Source organism: Streptomyces sp. NPDC005955 (assembly GCF_042871255.1).
GTDB lineage: Bacteria > Actinomycetota > Actinomycetes > Streptomycetales > Streptomycetaceae > Streptomyces.
The window spans coordinates 95,703-111,604 of record NZ_JBIAIF010000002.1 but is presented as its reverse complement, the minus strand read 5'-3'; the positions used below and the strand labels follow the sequence as shown (position 1 = coordinate 111,604).

The 15,902-nt window shown below is 74.2% G+C and carries 11 protein-coding genes; 3 read left to right on the top strand and 8 right to left on the bottom strand.

Annotated features, from left to right (window positions below):
- The first annotated feature begins 19 nt into the window (after positions 1 to 19).
- Together ACFYOU_RS05845 and ACFYOU_RS05840 are read left to right on the top strand one after the other, a co-directional pair.
- Positions 20 to 1,756 carry an ABC transporter ATP-binding protein gene (locus ACFYOU_RS05845; protein WP_389762846.1) on the top strand — a complete coding sequence of 579 codons (1,737 nt, stop codon included), beginning with the start codon at positions 20 to 22 and terminating at the stop codon, positions 1,754 to 1,756.
- Complete coding sequence (locus ACFYOU_RS05840) at positions 1,756 to 3,684, top strand: ABC transporter ATP-binding protein (RefSeq protein ID WP_389762844.1); 1,929 nt, start codon at positions 1,756 to 1,758, stop codon at positions 3,682 to 3,684. Before ACFYOU_RS05845 ends, ACFYOU_RS05840 begins: the two co-directional genes overlap by 1 nt.
- A 450-nt stretch (positions 3,685 to 4,134) precedes the next feature.
- On the opposite strand, the gene ACFYOU_RS05835 is transcribed toward ACFYOU_RS05840, so the two are convergent.
- Positions 4,135 to 4,980, bottom strand: a complete 846-nt coding sequence (locus ACFYOU_RS05835; protein ID WP_391303843.1) for an NAD(P)H-binding protein — start codon at positions 4,978 to 4,980, stop codon at positions 4,135 to 4,137.
- A 107-nt stretch (positions 4,981 to 5,087) separates the two neighbouring features.
- Here ACFYOU_RS05835 and ACFYOU_RS05830 point away from each other — a divergent pair, with 107 nt between their 5' ends.
- Positions 5,088 to 5,492, top strand: coding sequence for a winged helix-turn-helix transcriptional regulator (locus ACFYOU_RS05830; RefSeq protein ID WP_391303842.1), 405 nt, complete (start codon positions 5,088 to 5,090; stop codon positions 5,490 to 5,492).
- Between the two features lie 19 nt (positions 5,493 to 5,511).
- Here the strand turns inward: ACFYOU_RS05830 and ACFYOU_RS05825 are convergent, their stop codons facing one another.
- The 7 genes from ACFYOU_RS05825 to ACFYOU_RS05795 form a co-directional block, all read right to left on the bottom strand.
- Positions 5,512 to 6,237, bottom strand: a complete 726-nt coding sequence (locus ACFYOU_RS05825; RefSeq protein WP_391303841.1) for a ScbR family autoregulator-binding transcription factor — start codon at positions 6,235 to 6,237, stop codon at positions 5,512 to 5,514.
- Positions 6,238 to 6,397: 160 nt separating this feature from the next.
- A complete protein-coding gene (locus ACFYOU_RS05820; RefSeq protein WP_391303840.1) occupies positions 6,398 to 8,023 on the bottom strand; it encodes a GAF domain-containing protein in 1,626 nt (541 codons plus the stop codon).
- Between the two features lie 37 nt (positions 8,024 to 8,060).
- Positions 8,061 to 9,104 (bottom strand): rod shape-determining protein, encoded by a 1,044-nt coding sequence (locus tag ACFYOU_RS05815; RefSeq protein ID WP_389762834.1) that lies wholly within the window; start codon positions 9,102 to 9,104, stop codon positions 8,061 to 8,063.
- A 176-nt stretch (positions 9,105 to 9,280) separates the two neighbouring features.
- Positions 9,281 to 12,373 carry an SAV_2336 N-terminal domain-related protein gene (locus ACFYOU_RS05810; RefSeq protein ID WP_391303839.1) on the bottom strand — a complete coding sequence of 1,031 codons (3,093 nt, stop codon included), beginning with the start codon at positions 12,371 to 12,373 and terminating at the stop codon, positions 9,281 to 9,283.
- On the bottom strand, positions 12,363 to 13,454 hold the full coding sequence (locus ACFYOU_RS05805) for an AAA family ATPase (RefSeq protein ID WP_391303838.1): 1,092 nt from the start codon (positions 13,452 to 13,454) through the stop codon (positions 12,363 to 12,365). The genes ACFYOU_RS05810 and ACFYOU_RS05805 overlap by 11 nt, the downstream gene beginning before the upstream one ends.
- Positions 13,455 to 13,494: 40 nt before the next feature.
- Positions 13,495 to 15,297, bottom strand: coding sequence for a trypsin-like peptidase domain-containing protein (locus ACFYOU_RS05800; protein ID WP_391303837.1), 1,803 nt, complete (start codon positions 15,295 to 15,297; stop codon positions 13,495 to 13,497).
- Positions 15,294 to 15,671 carry a CU044_2847 family protein gene (locus ACFYOU_RS05795; protein WP_389762827.1) on the bottom strand — a complete coding sequence of 126 codons (378 nt, stop codon included), beginning with the start codon at positions 15,669 to 15,671 and terminating at the stop codon, positions 15,294 to 15,296. Before ACFYOU_RS05795 ends, ACFYOU_RS05800 begins: the two co-directional genes overlap by 4 nt.
- Between the last annotated feature and the right edge of the window lie 231 nt (positions 15,672 to 15,902).

Sequence of the window (15,902 nt, the reverse complement as noted above, 5' to 3'; positions counted from 1 at the left end):
CAGTGAGCGAGACCCGCACGTGCTCATACGACTGCTGAGGACCCATCTGGGTCCGTATCGAAAACCCGTCGCCGTCCTGGTGGCGCTCCAGTTCCTCCAGACCTGCGCGACCCTGTACCTGCCCACGATGAACGCCGACATCATCGACCGTGGGGTGGTCCGGGGCGACACCGGCTTCATCATGGGCTTCGGCGGACTGATGATCGCCGTCACGCTGGTGCAGGTGGTCTGCAACATCGGGGCCGTCTACCTCGGGGCGCGCACTGCCGCCGCGCTCGGTCGGGACGTGCGGGGCGCCGTGTTCGACCGGGTCCAGTCGTTCTCCACCCGCGAGGTCGGCCACTTCGGTGCGCCCTCGCTGATCACCCGCACCACGAACGACGTCCAGCAGGTCCAGATGCTCGTGCTGATGGCGTTCACCCTGATGGTCTCCGCGCCCATCATGTGCGTCGGCGGGATCGTGATGGCCCTCGGCCAGGACGTCCCGCTGTCGACGGTGCTGATCGCCGTGGTGCCGGTGCTCGGCATCAGCGTCACCGTGATCGTCCGCAAGCTGCGGCCCCTGTTCCGGTCCATGCAGGTGCGCCTGGACACCGTGAACCGGCTGCTGCGCGAGCAGATCACCGGCAACCGGGTGATCCGCGCGTTCGTCCGCGACGGCTACGAACAGGAGCGCTTCCGCGGCGCCAACGACGAACTGACCGAGATGTCGCTGGGAACCGGGCGGCTCCTCGCGCTGATGTTCCCCATCGTGATGACCGTCGTGAACGTCTCCTCGGTCGCCGTCGTCTGGTTCGGGGCGCACCGCATCGAGAGCGGCGCGATGGAGATCGGCTCGCTGACCGCGTTCCTCGCCTATCTGATGCAGATAGTGATGTCGGTGATGATGGCCACCTTCATGTTCATGATGGTGCCGCGCGCCGAGGTGTGCGCCGAGCGCATCCAAGAAGTCCTCGGCACCGAGTCCAGCGTGGTGCCGCCGGCCGCCGCCGTACGGGAACTGCGCTCCCACGGGCATCTGGAGCTGCGCGGCGCCGGGTTCCGCTACCCGGGCGCCGAGGAACCCGTGCTCAAGGCCGTCGACCTGGTGGCCCGCCCCGGCGAGACCACCGCCGTCATCGGCTCCACCGGCAGCGGCAAGACCACCCTCCTGGGGCTCGTGCCCCGCCTCTTCGACGTCACCGAGGGCGCCGTGCTGGTCGACGGGGTCGACGTCCGCGACATCGACCCGAAGCTGCTCGCCCGCACCGTCGGGCTGGTGCCGCAGAAGCCGTACCTGTTCGCCGGCACCGTCGCCACCAACCTGCGGTACGGCAACCCCGACGCCACCGACGAGGAGCTGTGGCACGCGCTGGAGGTCGCCCAGGCCCGCGACTTCGTGGAGACCCACCTGGAGGGCGGACTGAACGCGCCGATCTCCCAGGGCGGCACCAACGTCTCCGGCGGCCAACGCCAGCGGCTGGCGATCGCCCGCACCCTCGTCCAACGGCCGGAGATCTACCTCTTCGACGACTCGTTCTCCGCCCTCGACTACGCCACGGACGCCGCGCTGCGGGCCGCCCTGGCCGAGGAGACCGCGGAGGCCACCGTCGTCATCGTCGCCCAGCGGGTGGCCACCATCCGCGACGCCGACCGCATCCTCGTCCTCGACGAGGGCCACGTGGTCGGCGCCGGACGGCACACGGACCTCATGCGGGACAACGAGACCTACCGGGAGATCGTGCTCTCCCAGCTCACGGAAGCGGAGGCGGCCTGATGGCGGGGCCCGCGGGACGGATGATGGCCGGGGCCGGACCCGACCATCGCTCCATGGACTTCAAGGGCTCGGGCACCCGCCTGCTGAGCCAGTTCCGGCCCGACCGCATCACGATGTACGTGATGATCGGCTGCGCCCTGCTCAGCGTCGGCGTGTCGGTGCTCGGCCCCAAGATCCTCGGCATCGCGACCGACCTGGTCTTCGCCGGGGTCGTCGGCCAGCAGATGCCCGCCGGACAGAGCAAGGAGGAGGCGATCGCAGGACTGCGGGACCGCGGTGAGGGCGGTGTCGCCGACATGCTGACCGGGGTGGACTTCACCCCCGGCGAGGGCATCGACTTCGGGGCCGTCGGCGCGGTCCTCGGCTTCGCGCTGGGCACCTTCGTCATCGGCGGCCTGCTGATGCTGGTCGCCACCCGGCTCGGCAACCGGGCCGTCAACCGCACGGTGGGCCGGATGCGCCGGGACGTCCAGGCGAAGCTGTCCCGACTGCCCCTGTCGTACTTCGACAAGCGGCAGCGCGGCGAGGTGCTGAGCCGGGCCACCAACGACCTCGACAACATCGGCCAGACCCTGCAACAGAGCCTCGGGCAACTCGTCAACTCACTGCTGACGATCATCGGCGTGCTGATCATGATGTTCCTGATCTCGCCGCTGCTCGCCCTGGTCGCCCTGGTCACCGTGCCGCTGTCGTTCGTGATCGCCACCCGGGTCGGCAAGCGGTCCCAGCCGCAGTTCGTCCGCCAGTGGCGCTCCACCGGCGCCCTCAGCGCCCATGTCGAGGAGATGTACACCGGTCACGCGCTGGTGAAGGTCTTCGGCCGGCAGGAGGAGTCCGCGCGCCGGTTCGCCGAGGAGAACGACGCGCTGTACGAGGCCGGGTTCCGGGCCCAGTTCACCAGCGGTCTGATGCAGCCCCTGCTGTTCTTCGTGTCGAACCTGAACTACGTGCTCGTCGCCGTCGTCGGCGGACTGCGGGTCGCCTCCGGCTCGCTGTCCATCGGTGACGTCCAGGCGTTCGTCCAGTACTCGCGGCAGTTCTCCATGCCGCTCACCCAGGTCGCCTCCATGGCGAACCTGGTGCAGTCCGGGGTCGCCTCCGCCGAGCGGGTCTTCGAACTGCTCGACGCCCCCGAACAGGAACCCGACCCCGAGCGGCCGGCACGGCCCGTGGAGCGCACCGGCCGGGTCGCCCTGGAGCACGTGTCCTTCCGCTACCAGGACGACAAGCCGCTCATCGAGGACCTGTCGCTGGCCGTCGAGCCCGGTCACACGGTCGCCATCGTCGGTCCCACCGGCGCCGGCAAGACCACCCTCGTCAACCTGCTGATGCGGTTCTACGAGGTCACCGGCGGACGGATCACCGTCGACGGGGTCGACATCGCCGGCATGTCCCGCGACGAACTGCGCTCCGGGATCGGGATGGTCCTCCAGGACACCTGGCTGTTCGGCGGCACGATCGCCGACAACATCGCCTACGGGGCCTCCCGCGAGGTGTCCCGGGAGGAGATCGAGGAAGCAGCGAAGGCCGCGCACGCAGACCGGTTCATCCGCACCCTGCCCGACGGGTACGACACCGTGCTCGACGACGAGGGCGCCGGGGTCAGCGCGGGGGAGAAGCAGCTCATCACCATCGCCCGGGCGTTCCTGTCCGAGCCGGTGATCCTCGTCCTCGACGAGGCGACGAGTTCCGTGGACACTCGTACGGAGGTCCTGATCCAGAAGGCGATGGCGCGGCTCGCGCGGGACCGCACGTCCTTCGTCATCGCCCACCGGCTCTCCACCATCCGGGACGCGGACACCATCCTGGTGATGGAGAACGGGGCCATCGTCGAGCAGGGCACGCACGAGGAACTCCTGCTCACCGGGGGTGCTTACGCTCGGCTCTACGCGGCGCAGTTCGCGGAGGCGGTCGCCGAGGTCGACTGAGCGGCACGGTCCTGCGGGTGCGTCTTCCCGGCTGGGCTGCGTTGTCCAGCGGGGTGCGCTGTGGTCGTCCGCGCCGTTCCCCGCGCCCCTGAGGTGCGCTCACGCTGGGCTGCGTTGTCCGGCGGGGTGCGCTGTGGTGTTGCGCAGTTCCCCGCGCCCCTGATCCCGTACGCCCCGCTCGGGGTGCGCGGCACGGAGCGCCCCAAAGGGGCGCGGGGAACGGCGCGAGCAACCACCACACACCCGCACAAGCACAGCGCACCCCCGCCAGGGCGCACCGAAAAGGGGCGCGGGGAACTGCGCGAACGCGGGACGCAGCTCGGCTGGACGACGCACCCCAGCCGGGACGCACCTAGAGGGGCGCGGGGAACTGCGCGGGCAAGCGCCACGCACCCGCAGGGGACCGCGCACGCCCAGGCAGACGTACCCAAAGGCGCGCAGGGCACCGTCTCAGCGGAAGGCCGCGGCCGCGCGGTCCGCCCACGCACGGAAGGACCGCGGCGCCCGCCCCAACAACGCCTCCACCGCAGGACTCACCCGCTGCTCCGCGGCCAACGGCGCCCCGAGGATGTCGAGGGTCCCGTCGGCCACCGCCTCCGGCAGGAACTCCACCATCCGCGCCCGGGCCTGCGCCCGCGTCAGCTCCACGAAGGTGAGGGGAACCCCCAGCGCCGCGCCGAGCGCCGCGGCCTGCTCCCGGGGGCTCACCGCCACCGGACCCGTCAACTCGTGGACGCGGCCCGCGTGCCCCTCCTCGCGCAGCACCACGGCCGCGACCTCCGCGAGGTCGGCCGGGTCCACCACCGGCAGGGCCACCTCGCCGAACGGGGCGTAGACCGTGCGCTCGGCACGTACCGAGTCCGCCCACCCCAGGGCGTTGGAGGCGAAGCTCCCCGGCCGCAGCACCGTCCAGTCGAGCCCCGAACCCTGCACGGCCTCCTCCCACACCCGCAGCGCCCGGTGCGAACCCGCCTGCGGCCGGGTCCCGTTGATCTGCGAGGACAGGACGACGACCTTGCGGACGCCGCTGCTCACGGCCGTCTTCACGATCTCGTCGGGACCGCCCCCGCCGCCGAGGACGTCCGGCGGCACCATCAGGAACAGGGCGTCGGCGCCCTCCAGCGCCGGCCGCAGGCTCGCCGCGTCGCCGAGGTCCGCGGCGACGGTGCGGACCCCCGTCGGACCCGCATCGGGAGCGGGGCGTCGGGAGACGGCGGTGACCCGCTCGCCCGCCTCGGCGAGCGCGGCTACGAGGGGGCGTCCGACGTTTCCCGTGGCACCGGTGATGACGATCATGATCAGCTCCTGAAGTCCGTTGTTCGACCTGCCCGTTGGGACGACACGAAGCTAACAGTTCGGGGATAGTGGGTACCTAGAGGAAAGTGACTCACCAGGAGGACAGCATGACGATCGAGATCGACACGGAGACCGAGACCGTCACCGGGGGACCCTGCGCGATCTCCCCGGTCGTCGACATCCTCTTCAGCCGCTGGACGACCCCGATCCTGTGGGCGCTCCACCAGTTCGGCCGCCAGCGCTTCGTGGAGTTGCAGCGCACCGTCACCGGCATCACGCCGAAGGTACTGACCCAACGGCTACGGCAGTTGGAGCGCGACGGGCTGGTGACGCGGACCTACCACGCGGAGGTGCCGCCCCGGGTCGAGTACGAGATCACCGACCTCGGGCGCGGCCTCGCCCCGGTGTTCGCCACGCTCACGACCTGGTCCGAGGAGAACCTGGCCAAGGTGGAGGAGGCCCGCCGGGCCTTCGACCTGACCGACCAGCAGGCCCTCGCCGTACGACGCTGAGCCCGCCGTACGGGACGCTTCAGCGGGCCGCCACGGCCACCGTGCGGCGGGGGGCGGGAACCCCCGGGGCGCCCCCCGGCTCCTCGATCTCCGGGCGGATGTCGTGGCGGGCGGAGAGCAGCCGTTCCGCCCGGTCCGGAGCCAGATCGAGCGTCGGCAGCACCGCGGGCACGGCGATGCTCGGCAGGATGTGCTGGAGCAGCACGATGACCCGCCGGGTCAGGTCCGCCCGTTCGCACAACACGTGCGACATGCCCTGGATGCCGGTGAAGGCCCCGGCCATCAGCTCGGCCGTGTCACCGGGCACCACATGGGGCAGCAACTCGCCCCGCGCCTCGGCGTCCTTCAGCACCTGGTCGATCCGGTCGATCCACGCCTGGTACGGGGTCCCCCGGGGTGGCGCGGGCTCCACGGCGTCCCGCCGCTGGTCCATCGCGAGCCCCATGCTGGCCCGGGTCAGCGGATCGTGCAGCAGCCGATGCGCGAACAGCAGCCCGTGGTCCACCAGCTCCTGGAGCTTGGTGCGCTGCGGTGGCAGTTCGCCGAGGTCGAGTTGGGCCGCGACCACCCCGAGGGCCAGTTCCTCCTTCGACGCGAAGTGGAAGTACAGCGCGCCCTTGGTGACCCCGGCCCGCTGGAGGATCTCGGTGATCGTCGCTGAGCTGTACCCGCGTTCGTCGAAGACGGCCGCCGCCGCCAGCAGAATGGACTCGCGCGTCTGGATCGCCCGTGCCTGTCGTGCCATGGAGTCAGGTTCCTGCTTCCCCGTCAGGGCGTGTGCGCCGTCTTCGGCCACGCCGACACGGACAGAAAACCGGACAGCCCACCTCTTGTCGAGGGCAATGAGAGACCCCTCATTACTCCCTCATTCACTGTGCGTCCCCCGCCGCTCCCGGCCCGCCGGATCAGAGCGGGGAGTGCCAGGTCAGAGCGGTACCACCGGTTCCGGTGCCGTTCTCGGCCGCCGGGGCGTCGTCCTGGACCGTCAACCGCACCCCCGGTCGTCCGTCCGCCAGACACGCCGCCGCGTCAACCGTGACCGCTATCCGACTCACCCCCGCCCGGCGGGCCGCGGCACCCAGCGCGCGACGCAACGCCGCCACGAGGCGCCCCGCCACCGGATCGCCGACCCGTGCGTCGACGGCGCCCACGAACCGCACCGACGGCGGGAACCCGGCGACCGCCGCGGCACCCGCCGTCTCCCGCAGCACCCGGCCCCGCAGGGTGGTGGGCGCGTCGGTCGGGGGCTGCTGGAGGGCGATGATCGCGGTGCGCACCTCCTGGACGGTCGCGTCGAGTTCGTCCACCGCCCGCGCCAACTCCTCCCGCACCTCCCCGGCCGCCGGGGCGGACCCGTCGGTGCGCTCGGCCCGGCGCCGCGTGGACTCCACCATCAGCCCCGTGGCGAACAGCCGCTGCACGACCAGGTCGTGCAGATCGCGGGCGATCCGGTCCCGGTCCTCGTACACGGCGAGGCGTTCCCGACGCGCTTGCGCGTCCGCGAGGACGAGGGCCAGGGCCGCGTGCGCCGCGAACCGGGACGCCATCGACCGCTCCACCGGGGTGTACGGGCGGGCGCCCCGGTGCCGCGGCAGGGCCAGGGTGCCGATGAGCCGCCCCCGGGAGGTGAGCGGCAGCATCATCACGGGCCCGAAACGCGCGGTCGCCGGGGACGCGGTCCGCGGATCGCTCGCCGCGTCGGCCACGTACACCGGCTCCCCGGCCAGCAGCCGCCCCAGGACCGGGCTGTCCGGCGGGACCACGGCACCCCACAGGCTCCCCGCGTCGGTGCGCCCCACGAACCCCGGCGGCCCGGCCACGGCCGCGGCCTCAAGACCGCCCCCGGGGGCCTGTTGCAGGACCACCCCGGCCGCCGCGTCCGCGAGCACCCGGGCCCGCTCCGCGACCGTCTCCAGGGCGTGGGCCGTGCCGCCCGAGAGGAGCGCCGTCGTCACCGCCGCCGCCCCCTCGATCCAGCGCTCCCGCTGCCGGGCCGACTCGTACAGCCGGGCGTTGCCGATCGCGATGCCCGCCTGCGCCGCCAACACCCGCAGCAGGTGGGCGTCCTCGTCGGTGAAGGCGCCGCCCGCCTTCTCCGTCAGGTACAGGTTCCCGAACACCGCGTCCCCGACGGGCACGGGCGCCCCGAGGAACGACCGCATCGGCGGATGGCCCGGCGGCAGCCCGTGCGCCCGCGGGTCCGCGGTCAGATCGGCGATGTGCAGCGGCCGGGGGTCGTCGATCAACGTGCCGATCAACCCGGTGTGCCCGTCGGGCAGCCGCCCCACCCGGTCCCGCGTCCCCGCGGGCAGCCCCGTGGTGTACAACTCGCTGAGCCGGGGCCGCCCGGGGCCGCCGGCCGGGTCCAGCACGCCCAGCGCACCGTAGCGGGCACCGGTCAGTTCGGCGGCGCGCGTCACCAGGTGCTGGAGGGTGGCCCGCAGGTCCAGGTCGGTGCCGACCTCCAGCACCGCATCGAGGAGCGGCGGCAGACGTGGTGCGTCCGCCGCCGTACGGTCGTCTTCGCTCACCGCTCCAGGATGCCAACCGTTGCGGCCGGCCGGGGACTCAGCCGGCCAACGGATCGAGCACCATCGGCTGGACGCGGCCCTCCAGCATCGCCCCGAGACCGAGGATCGCGCACACGTCGGGCCGGTCGGCGATCGTCACCGGCATGCCCGTGGCGTCCCGCAGCATCTGGTCGAGGCCGGGGAGCAGCGCACTGCCGCCGACCAGCATGATGCCCCGGTCCGCGAGGTCGGCGACCAGATCGGGCGGGCAGTCGCGCAGCACCTTGCCGATCCCGTCGAGCACCGCGGTCAACGGGGTGTGGATGGCGTCCCGCACCGCCGCCGTGTCCACCCGCACCGAGCGGGCCAGCCCGGTGGCCACGTCCCGGCCGTGGATCTCGGTGGAGGTCGGGCCGTCCGGGGTGAGGCCGTTGCCGGACAGGGCGAGTTGCAGCGGGCGCACCGACTGGGAGGGCAGCATCAGCTCGTGACGGTGCCGCAGGTGCTGCACGATCGCGTGGTCGATGGCGTCCCCGCCGACCGACATGCGTTCCGCCGTGACGATCGACCCGAGGGACAGCACGGAGACCTGGGTGGTGGCCGCCCCGCACACCAGGATCATCGTTGCCTCGGCCCGTTCCACCGGCAGCCCGCAGCCCACCGCGGCGGCGATCAGCGTGTCCACCAGCTCGACCCGGCGGGCCCCGAGCCCGACCAGGGTCTCCACCGCGGCGCGGCGGGCCAGCGGATCGGCCTCGTGCGGGGTGCAGGCGGCGGCGCGCAGCCACGGTTTGCGGCGCAGCGCCCGGCGCAGCTTCTCGCCGATCAGGTGCCGCAGCATCCGCTGCGCCATCTCGATGTCGACGACGGAACCGCCCGAGACCGGCCGCACCACCCGGATGTAGCCCGGGGTGCGGCCCGTCATCCGCTCCGCGAACTCCCCGACCGCGATCAGCGAGCCGGTGCGGGTGTTGACGGCGGCCACGCTCGGCTGGTCGACCGCCAGCCCCACGCCCTTCACGAACACCCGGGTCCGGGCGGCGCCCAGGTCCACCGCGATGTGGCACCGGCGCAACTGGTCCAGACTGGCTTGGGTGTTCATCGGCGTTCCTCCCGAGTGCACGGACCGGCCGGCGGGGCCGCGCGGCGGTCATCCCCTCGATCGTGCGGGCGCGGCGGGGGCCGCCGCACGACGGGATGGGCCGGGCGGGGGTCCGCCGGACGGGTGGTCGTGGCGGCTCGGGGCGCGCCGGGTGCGGGGCGGCGGCGCGGTTGCTGCTAATGCGGTGGCTGCTCCTGCGGGTCGGCGTCCCGGGTCCCGTGGCGCTCGGCGTCGAGCACGGCCCGGTACGCCTCGTGTGCCTCGCCGGTCCGGCCCGCGAGGTTCAGGGCGCTCAGACGTAGTCGGAGGAGGACGTCCTGGTGCTGCGGGTGCGCCGTCAGCTCCCGGGCGAGGTCGTCCGCCGCGACCGCGGCCCGGCCCTGGAGCATGTCGGACTCGGCGCGGATCTTCAGGAGCCGCAGCCACAGGCTCGTCAGTCGGGCCCGGGCCAGGTCGGCTGCCGGCCCCTGCACTCCCGCCAGCGGAGTCCCGTTCCACAGGGTCAATGCGGTGCGGACCACCCCGTTGGCCCGGTCGGCGTCGCCGCCGTCCCACAGCCGCTCGGCCTCCTGCGCAAGCCGTTCGAGGTCGTGCACGTCGGCCCAGTCGGTGCTGGTGTGCAGGGCGTACCCGTCGGGTAGCGCGGCGAGCCGGCCGGGGCCGAGGACCTGGCGGAGGGCGGTGGCGTGTCCGGCGAGGACGCCCCGGGGGTTCGGGGGCTGTTGCCCGGCCCGCCACAGCCCCGCGGCGAGTTCGTCGTGGCTGCTCCGGCAGCCGTGCCGGAGCAGCAGCATGCACAGCATCGCCCAGTGCTCGGGTTCGGTGAGGTCGAGGGGGTGCCCGGGGGACTCGGTGGGGTCGAACCAGGGACCGGTGCTCGCCCGCCTCACCTCCGGGCTCCCCAGCAGGGTGTAGCGCACCGATTGTTCCGAGTGCGGGGTGAGGCGGCGGGGTTCGAGGTTGCTCAACCAGGCGAGCACCGCTTGGCTTTCGGCGCCCTGCCCCTCGCGCAGGGCCGCGATGGCACCGGCCATGGTGGTGCGTACCGAGGTCGGCAGCCGGGTGAGGAAGTCGGCCTGGGGCTCCGGGCCGCCGTCGGGCGACATGAGGAGGGCGAGCAGGGCCGCGAACCGGCGCAGGTCGTCGGCCCGCCGCTCGGCGGTCGCTTCGGTGACCAGTGCGAACGACGTCAGCTTGGGCGTGCCGTTCGGCATCACCATGACGCTGTACATCCCGATCGCCCCGTGGCTGAGGCCGTGTTCGCCCAGCGCGGTCAGGGCGTCGGCGAGCCCCCGGGCCACCGAGGTGGTCAGCCGGGACGGCAGCAGGAACCCGCTGGGTGCGGCCAGCGCACCCAGCGGGATGCCGTCCAGGTGCTCCATCACGAGGTACCTGGTACTGCCGTGGACGCCGAAGTCGAGGACCCGGACGATGCACGGGTGCTGGAGCTCCCGGAGCGTACGGGCGGCGCGGGTGAAGTCCGTGACCGCGTGGCCCCGGGGCATCACACAGGGCTGGACCACCACCTCCCACTCGTCCTGCTGATCGTGGGCCAGCCACAGCGAGGCGCCCGGCTGGAGGGGACGGGTCAGCCGGTAGCGGTCGTCGAGGACCTCGCCCCCGCGGAACAGGCCGGGTGCCGGCTCGGCTTCGGCGGGCGGCCGGCTCGCGTACCGCAGGGTCTCCGGGGCCACCGTGGCGATGGGGTCCTCGCGGGGGGCGGCCCCGGGCTCCGTACCGGCTCCGCCGGACACCAGGGCCTCCGCGCCGAACGCCCCCGCCGTGGTGCCGGCGCGCTCGTCGATCAGCGCGCCCACCCGCGCCAGCAGGGCCCGGGTCCGCACCCGGGAGGAGCGGGGCAGCGACCGGAGCAGGACCTCCCGCACCCCGGGCCGGAACGCGTACTCCTCGGGCGGCCCGCCCCCGGTGAGCATGCCGCTCAGGATGACCTCGGCGAGGTGCTGGGGGCGCGGGTCGGGCTCCAGCGCGGCGTGCACGAGCCGCATCACCGGCAGCCGCGGGGTGCCCAGGGTGAGGTGGCCGGCGAGCCGGAACGCCTCCGGCGACGCCGTGGCGCGGAACCGGGCCACCAGTTCGTCCGGCGGCAGCGCGGCCGTGTCATCCCGGGCGGGTCCGCCGGGGGCGTCCGGCCGGGCGCGGTACGTCACCCGGGCCGCGGCGCCGGGCACCCGGCCGCCGCCCGGGTCGGCGATCAGGGCCGACCAGTGGGCCAGCCAGCGGGGAGCGGCCTCCAGGACGGGCAACAGGGTCGTCGGCGGCGCCGTCGGGTCCGGAGCGTCGGTGGTCCCGTCGTAGGGGGTGAACGCGAGCGCGGCGTTCGGCGCGGCGGGCCTCGGCGCCGACAGCAGGCCCGCCGCCGGGGACAGCGCGGTGGACCGCCACAGCCGTTCCGGCAGCGGTTGGAGCACCGCGACGGGCATCCGCCGCGTCCAGCGCCACAAGGTCCCGTACCAGCGGGCGCCCGCCGCGCCGGCCCACCACGGGGGGCCCGTGCAGTCGCTGACCAGCAGCGTCACCGTGCGGCCGTCCGCGGGGAGCGGTACCGGTGCGCCGCCCGGCCCGCCGACCCGGCCGTCGGCGCCCAACCGGTACGCCTCCACCGTCCGGAACACTCCCGAGCGGGCCAGCGCGGTGCGCAGTTCCCGGACCAGGGGCCGCCACACGGGCATCGTGGGGCCGGCGTCGTGCACCAGGTGCAGCCGCAGCCAGCGTTCCCGGGTGGGCCGCAGCACCGGCAGCCACCACCACGGGGTGTCGGTGAGCGGGGCCAGCCGCGCGGTCAGGTCCGCGGTCGCGCCCTCGTCCAGGGCGTGGCCCCGTGGCGCGTCCACCCGTCGGCCCAGCGGTCTCAGGGCCCGCTGGAGCGCCAGCGGGCGGGGCAGCATCGGCGGGGCGGCGGCCCGCAGCGGCGTCCGGACGACCGGGGCGGCGGGGGCGGGCCACGGGCCGGGGAGCGGGGGCGCCGGGTCGGGGGTCCGGTCGGCGGGCTCCGGCGGGGCGTCCGCGGGGGGCCGGTCCGGTTCCGGCAGGTGCAGGGGCGTACGGGGGCGGGCGGGCGTCACGGGGGCCGGCTCGGGCGGGGTCCCCTGCGCACGGGCGTGGTGGGCGAGCCACAGCAGTTCGGCCAGCTCGGTGGCGGTGGGCGCGGTGCCGCTCCCGGCCGCGGTGAGGACGGCGGCGAGCCGGGCCACCGGGCCGCCGGCGGCAACGGCGGGAGCCCCGGCGGGCCCGGCGCGGTCAGAACCCATCACCGTCCCCGGCCTCCGGGCCCCCCTCCAGGTACGGCATCAGCCGCGCGGCGAGCGCATCGCGGGAGGGACCCGTCAGCCCCGCGGCGCCGGTCAGGTAGATGGCGTTCAGCAGGTGGTCCGTGGCGAGTTCGCCGGCGTCCGACCGGTCCAGGAAGGTGGCGATGAGACCGCGGGCGTAGTCGTCGGGGGCGCCGAGGTGCGCGCTGACGATCCGTTCGAGCCGGTCGCCGTCGGGTCGGCGCAGCCGCAGCGAGACGCAGCGGCGGAGGAAGGCGGGCGGGAACTCCCGCTCGCCGTTGCTGGTCAGCACCACGAACGGGAACGACCGGCAGCGGACCGTGCCGTCCTCCACGCTCACCCGGTCCCGCCCGCCGTCGACCATCACCTCGGCGCGCGGGGTGTGCCGGGCCGCCCGGACCAGCTCCGGAATCCGGTACTGGCCCTCCTCCAACACGTTGAGCAGGTCGTTGGGCAGGTCCAGGTCGCTCTTGTCGATCTCGTCGATGAGCAGCGCCCGGGGGCGCCGGTAGGGGAGCAGGGCGGTGCCGAGCGGGCCCAGCCGCAGATGGTCCTCCACCCCGTCATCGCCGCCGCCGTCACCGTCGGCGGGCACGGGCTGCGCCCCGTCGGCCGCCGCGCCCACGGGGTCCGCCGCGTGCGTCGCGCGCACCGCCGCCGCCCGGACCGCGTACAGCCGGGCCAGCGGGTCGTACTGGTAGAGGCCGTCCTGGAGGGTGGACCGACTGGTGATGTTCCAGCGCAGCACCGGGCCGAGCCGCAGTTCCCGGGCGACGGCGTAGGCGAGCGAGGACTTGCCGCTGCCGGGCGGGCCGGTGACCAGCAACGGCCGCCGCAGGTACAGCGCGGCGTTGACGAGGTCCACGCTCTCCTCGGTGGCCTGGTAGGTGCGGGCCCGGTGGACCCGGTCCGGGGAGACGGCCCCGCCGTCGCCGTCGGTGTCGGCGGGGGGCTCCAGCGGGGGCCCGCCGTCGAAGGCGCGCCACGGCGGTGGGTCGGGCAGCGCGTCGACGTGGTCGTGCGGCGCTGACGCACCGGTGTAGACGGGCCACTGGGACATGAACCGGGCTCCTCGGCGGGTAGGGAAGGGCGGGTGCGGGTCAGCGGACGGGGGAGGCGGCGTGGCCGGAGGGCTCGGGGAAGCAGCGCGGGTCCTCCCACAGCAGGGTCAGGTCCCGCGCCCAGTGCCCGGCGAGGTCGTCGGAGAGGTAGACGTCCTTGCGCAGGGCGCGTACCCGGAGCGGGATCTCGCTCGGGGGGAGCCCGGCCAGGTACGCCCGCAGCTCGTCGAGGAACGTGCCGCCCGTGCACGGCCCGTCGGCGTCGTGCCGGCCGTCGCACCCGGTGCGCGGCCACAACATCACCGGCACCGAACCGTTCAGCCCGGCCGTGAACAGCTGGCGCATCCGGGGGGACTTGGGCGGTGCGGTGAACGCCATGACGTGCCCGTCGTCGAACAGCCGGACGGTGAGCCGGCCCTGGTCCTCGGTGCTGCCGCACTCCACCCGCACCAGTTCGGTGCCGGCCCGTCCGTCGAGCTGGTGCCACTTGCGGCGCAACGCGTGTTGGAGGGAGCCCTGTCGGCGCCGGTCCCGGTCCATCACGACCAGCGGGTACAGACAGCCCAGCGGACTCGGGTCGTCCGCGCCGCGCGGCCACTGGGCGACGGGTTCGTTCAGGGACCGGCGCGGCAGGACGAAAGCGATCAACACCGGCGCGCCGTGCGGGAGTTCGCGGAACGCCGCGTCGACGCGCTCGGCGACGTAGCGGGACAGTTCGCGTTTGGCGAGGGTCCGGGAGCCCACCAGTCGACGGTGTCCGTCCCGGTAGGCCGACACCTCGGCGAGGTACTGTCCGCCGCCGGCGCCGCTGCGTTCGAGTTCCACCACGATCGGCGACCAGTCGGGCGCTGAGGGGTCGGCGGGGGCGGCGGGAGCGGCGCCCCGGGGTGCCGTGCCGGCCCACCGGTGCAGGGCGAACCGCAGGTCCTGGTCGTCCACGAGGTCGGCGAGGCGGCGGGCGAAGCGGCCGGGGGCTGCCGGGTCCGCCACCTCGAACAGCAGGTACCACAGCACGTCCCACAGGGAACGGAACCCGCCGGGCGGCAACGGCGGCCCGGTCACCGGATCGACCGCCTCGGCGTAGAGCTGGTCCGGTACGCACGGCGCTCCGGTGCGCACCACGTCCGCCAGCAGTCCCCGCAGGGTCGCCTTGGCCGCCGGCCCGAAGCCGGGCGTGGGCACCAACTCGGCGAGTCGCGGCGCATAGCGGGCGAGCACCGCGGCGGGCAGCATCCGGGCGCCGCGCTCCCCGGTCGCCGAGGTCACCATGCCGACCGCCCGGCCCGTCGCGGCGAGGACGACGGCGGCCCCGCTGAACCCGGGGGCGACCGGCTGGCCGTGGCCCGTCCACGCCTCCAACTGCACCCATTCGTCGCGCAGTCGACCGGCGGCGGTGATGCGGTACTCGGCGACGGTGCCCTCGTCGTACCGGTCGGGGAAACCGTGGAGGAGCAGCCGTGGCGGCGGCTCCCCGTACCCCTCGTCCGGCGTGGCGAACTCGACCGGTGTCAGGGGGACTTCGTGGGCCAGTTCCAGGACCGCCAGATCGCCCGGGTCCAGATCGCCGCCGGCCCAACCGCCGTCCATGACGATCCGTGCGGCGACCGGGCCCAGCCCGCTGGCGTGCGGGAACGTTACCTCCACCGGGGAGTGCCGAGCGTCCCGTACGACATGGGCGCAGGTCAGCACCTCACGGGTGGAGACCAGGAAGCCGGCGCCGACCTCCCGGCCGCAGTCCACCCGGGCGTGCCAAGCGGCACCGGCACCGGTGCCCGCCGGGCCCTTCGGAAGGAGCTCTTCGGTGGGCGAAGGGCGGTGCGGGCGCGGTGCGTTCACCGTCATGCCGCGGGCGTCGGCTCCGGCACGGCACCGGGGGTGTCCGCGGTGCCCGCCGGACGGCGCTCGGGCGACCAGGTCAGCCGCACCAGCAGATGACCTTCCGCGGCGCCCTTCACGATCACGGCACCGGTCTCGGCGGTGAGCCGCACCCCGAACTCGATCTCGACGGAGTCCGGTCGCAGCGTGCCGTCGCGGAACACCCGTAGCGCCGACTCGGCCGCCGCCCGCGCCCCGTCCAGGGAGGCCTCGAAGGTGCGGGCCGCCTGCGTGGGGCCGCTGCCGCCCCGTGACACCGGGCGGGACCCGGCCGTCTCCCGCGGCGCCGAGACCACCACCGTCGTGCCGTCGTCGGTCCTGAACTCCACCAGCTCGTCCACACATCCCCCGTGGTGCGCGCGTCGCCCTGTCCGTGCTGTTCCGGTGCTGTGGTCCGCATTCTTCATGACCTGCGGGCCGCTGTCAGCGGAACCGGACGAACGCACGGCGGCGCCGCCTCCCCGTGGGACCGGGAGAGACGGCGCCGCGTTCACGTCGCCGGAGCGTCAGACCAGCCAGCCGATGAAGTGGACGAGGCCGGCGAGGACGTCGGTGAGGAAGTTCATGGGACG

Coding starts and splice junctions, on each gene's coding strand:
- ACFYOU_RS05840 (WP_389762844.1), top strand. CDS start 1,756: ATGGCGGGGCCCGCGGGACGGATGATGGCCGGGGCCGGACCCGACCAT.
- ACFYOU_RS05835 (WP_391303843.1), bottom strand. CDS start 4,980: ATGATCGTCATCACCGGTGCCACGGGAAACGTCGGACGCCCCCTCGTA.
- ACFYOU_RS05830 (WP_391303842.1), top strand. CDS start 5,088: ATGACGATCGAGATCGACACGGAGACCGAGACCGTCACCGGGGGACCC.
- ACFYOU_RS05825 (WP_391303841.1), bottom strand. CDS start 6,237: ATGGCACGACAGGCACGGGCGATCCAGACGCGCGAGTCCATTCTGCTG.
- ACFYOU_RS05815 (WP_389762834.1), bottom strand. CDS start 9,104: ATGAACACCCAAGCCAGTCTGGACCAGTTGCGCCGGTGCCACATCGCG.
- ACFYOU_RS05810 (WP_391303839.1), bottom strand. CDS start 12,373: ATGGGTTCTGACCGCGCCGGGCCCGCCGGGGCTCCCGCCGTTGCCGCC.
- ACFYOU_RS05805 (WP_391303838.1), bottom strand. CDS start 13,454: ATGTCCCAGTGGCCCGTCTACACCGGTGCGTCAGCGCCGCACGACCAC.
- ACFYOU_RS05800 (WP_391303837.1), bottom strand. CDS start 15,297: ATGACGGTGAACGCACCGCGCCCGCACCGCCCTTCGCCCACCGAAGAG.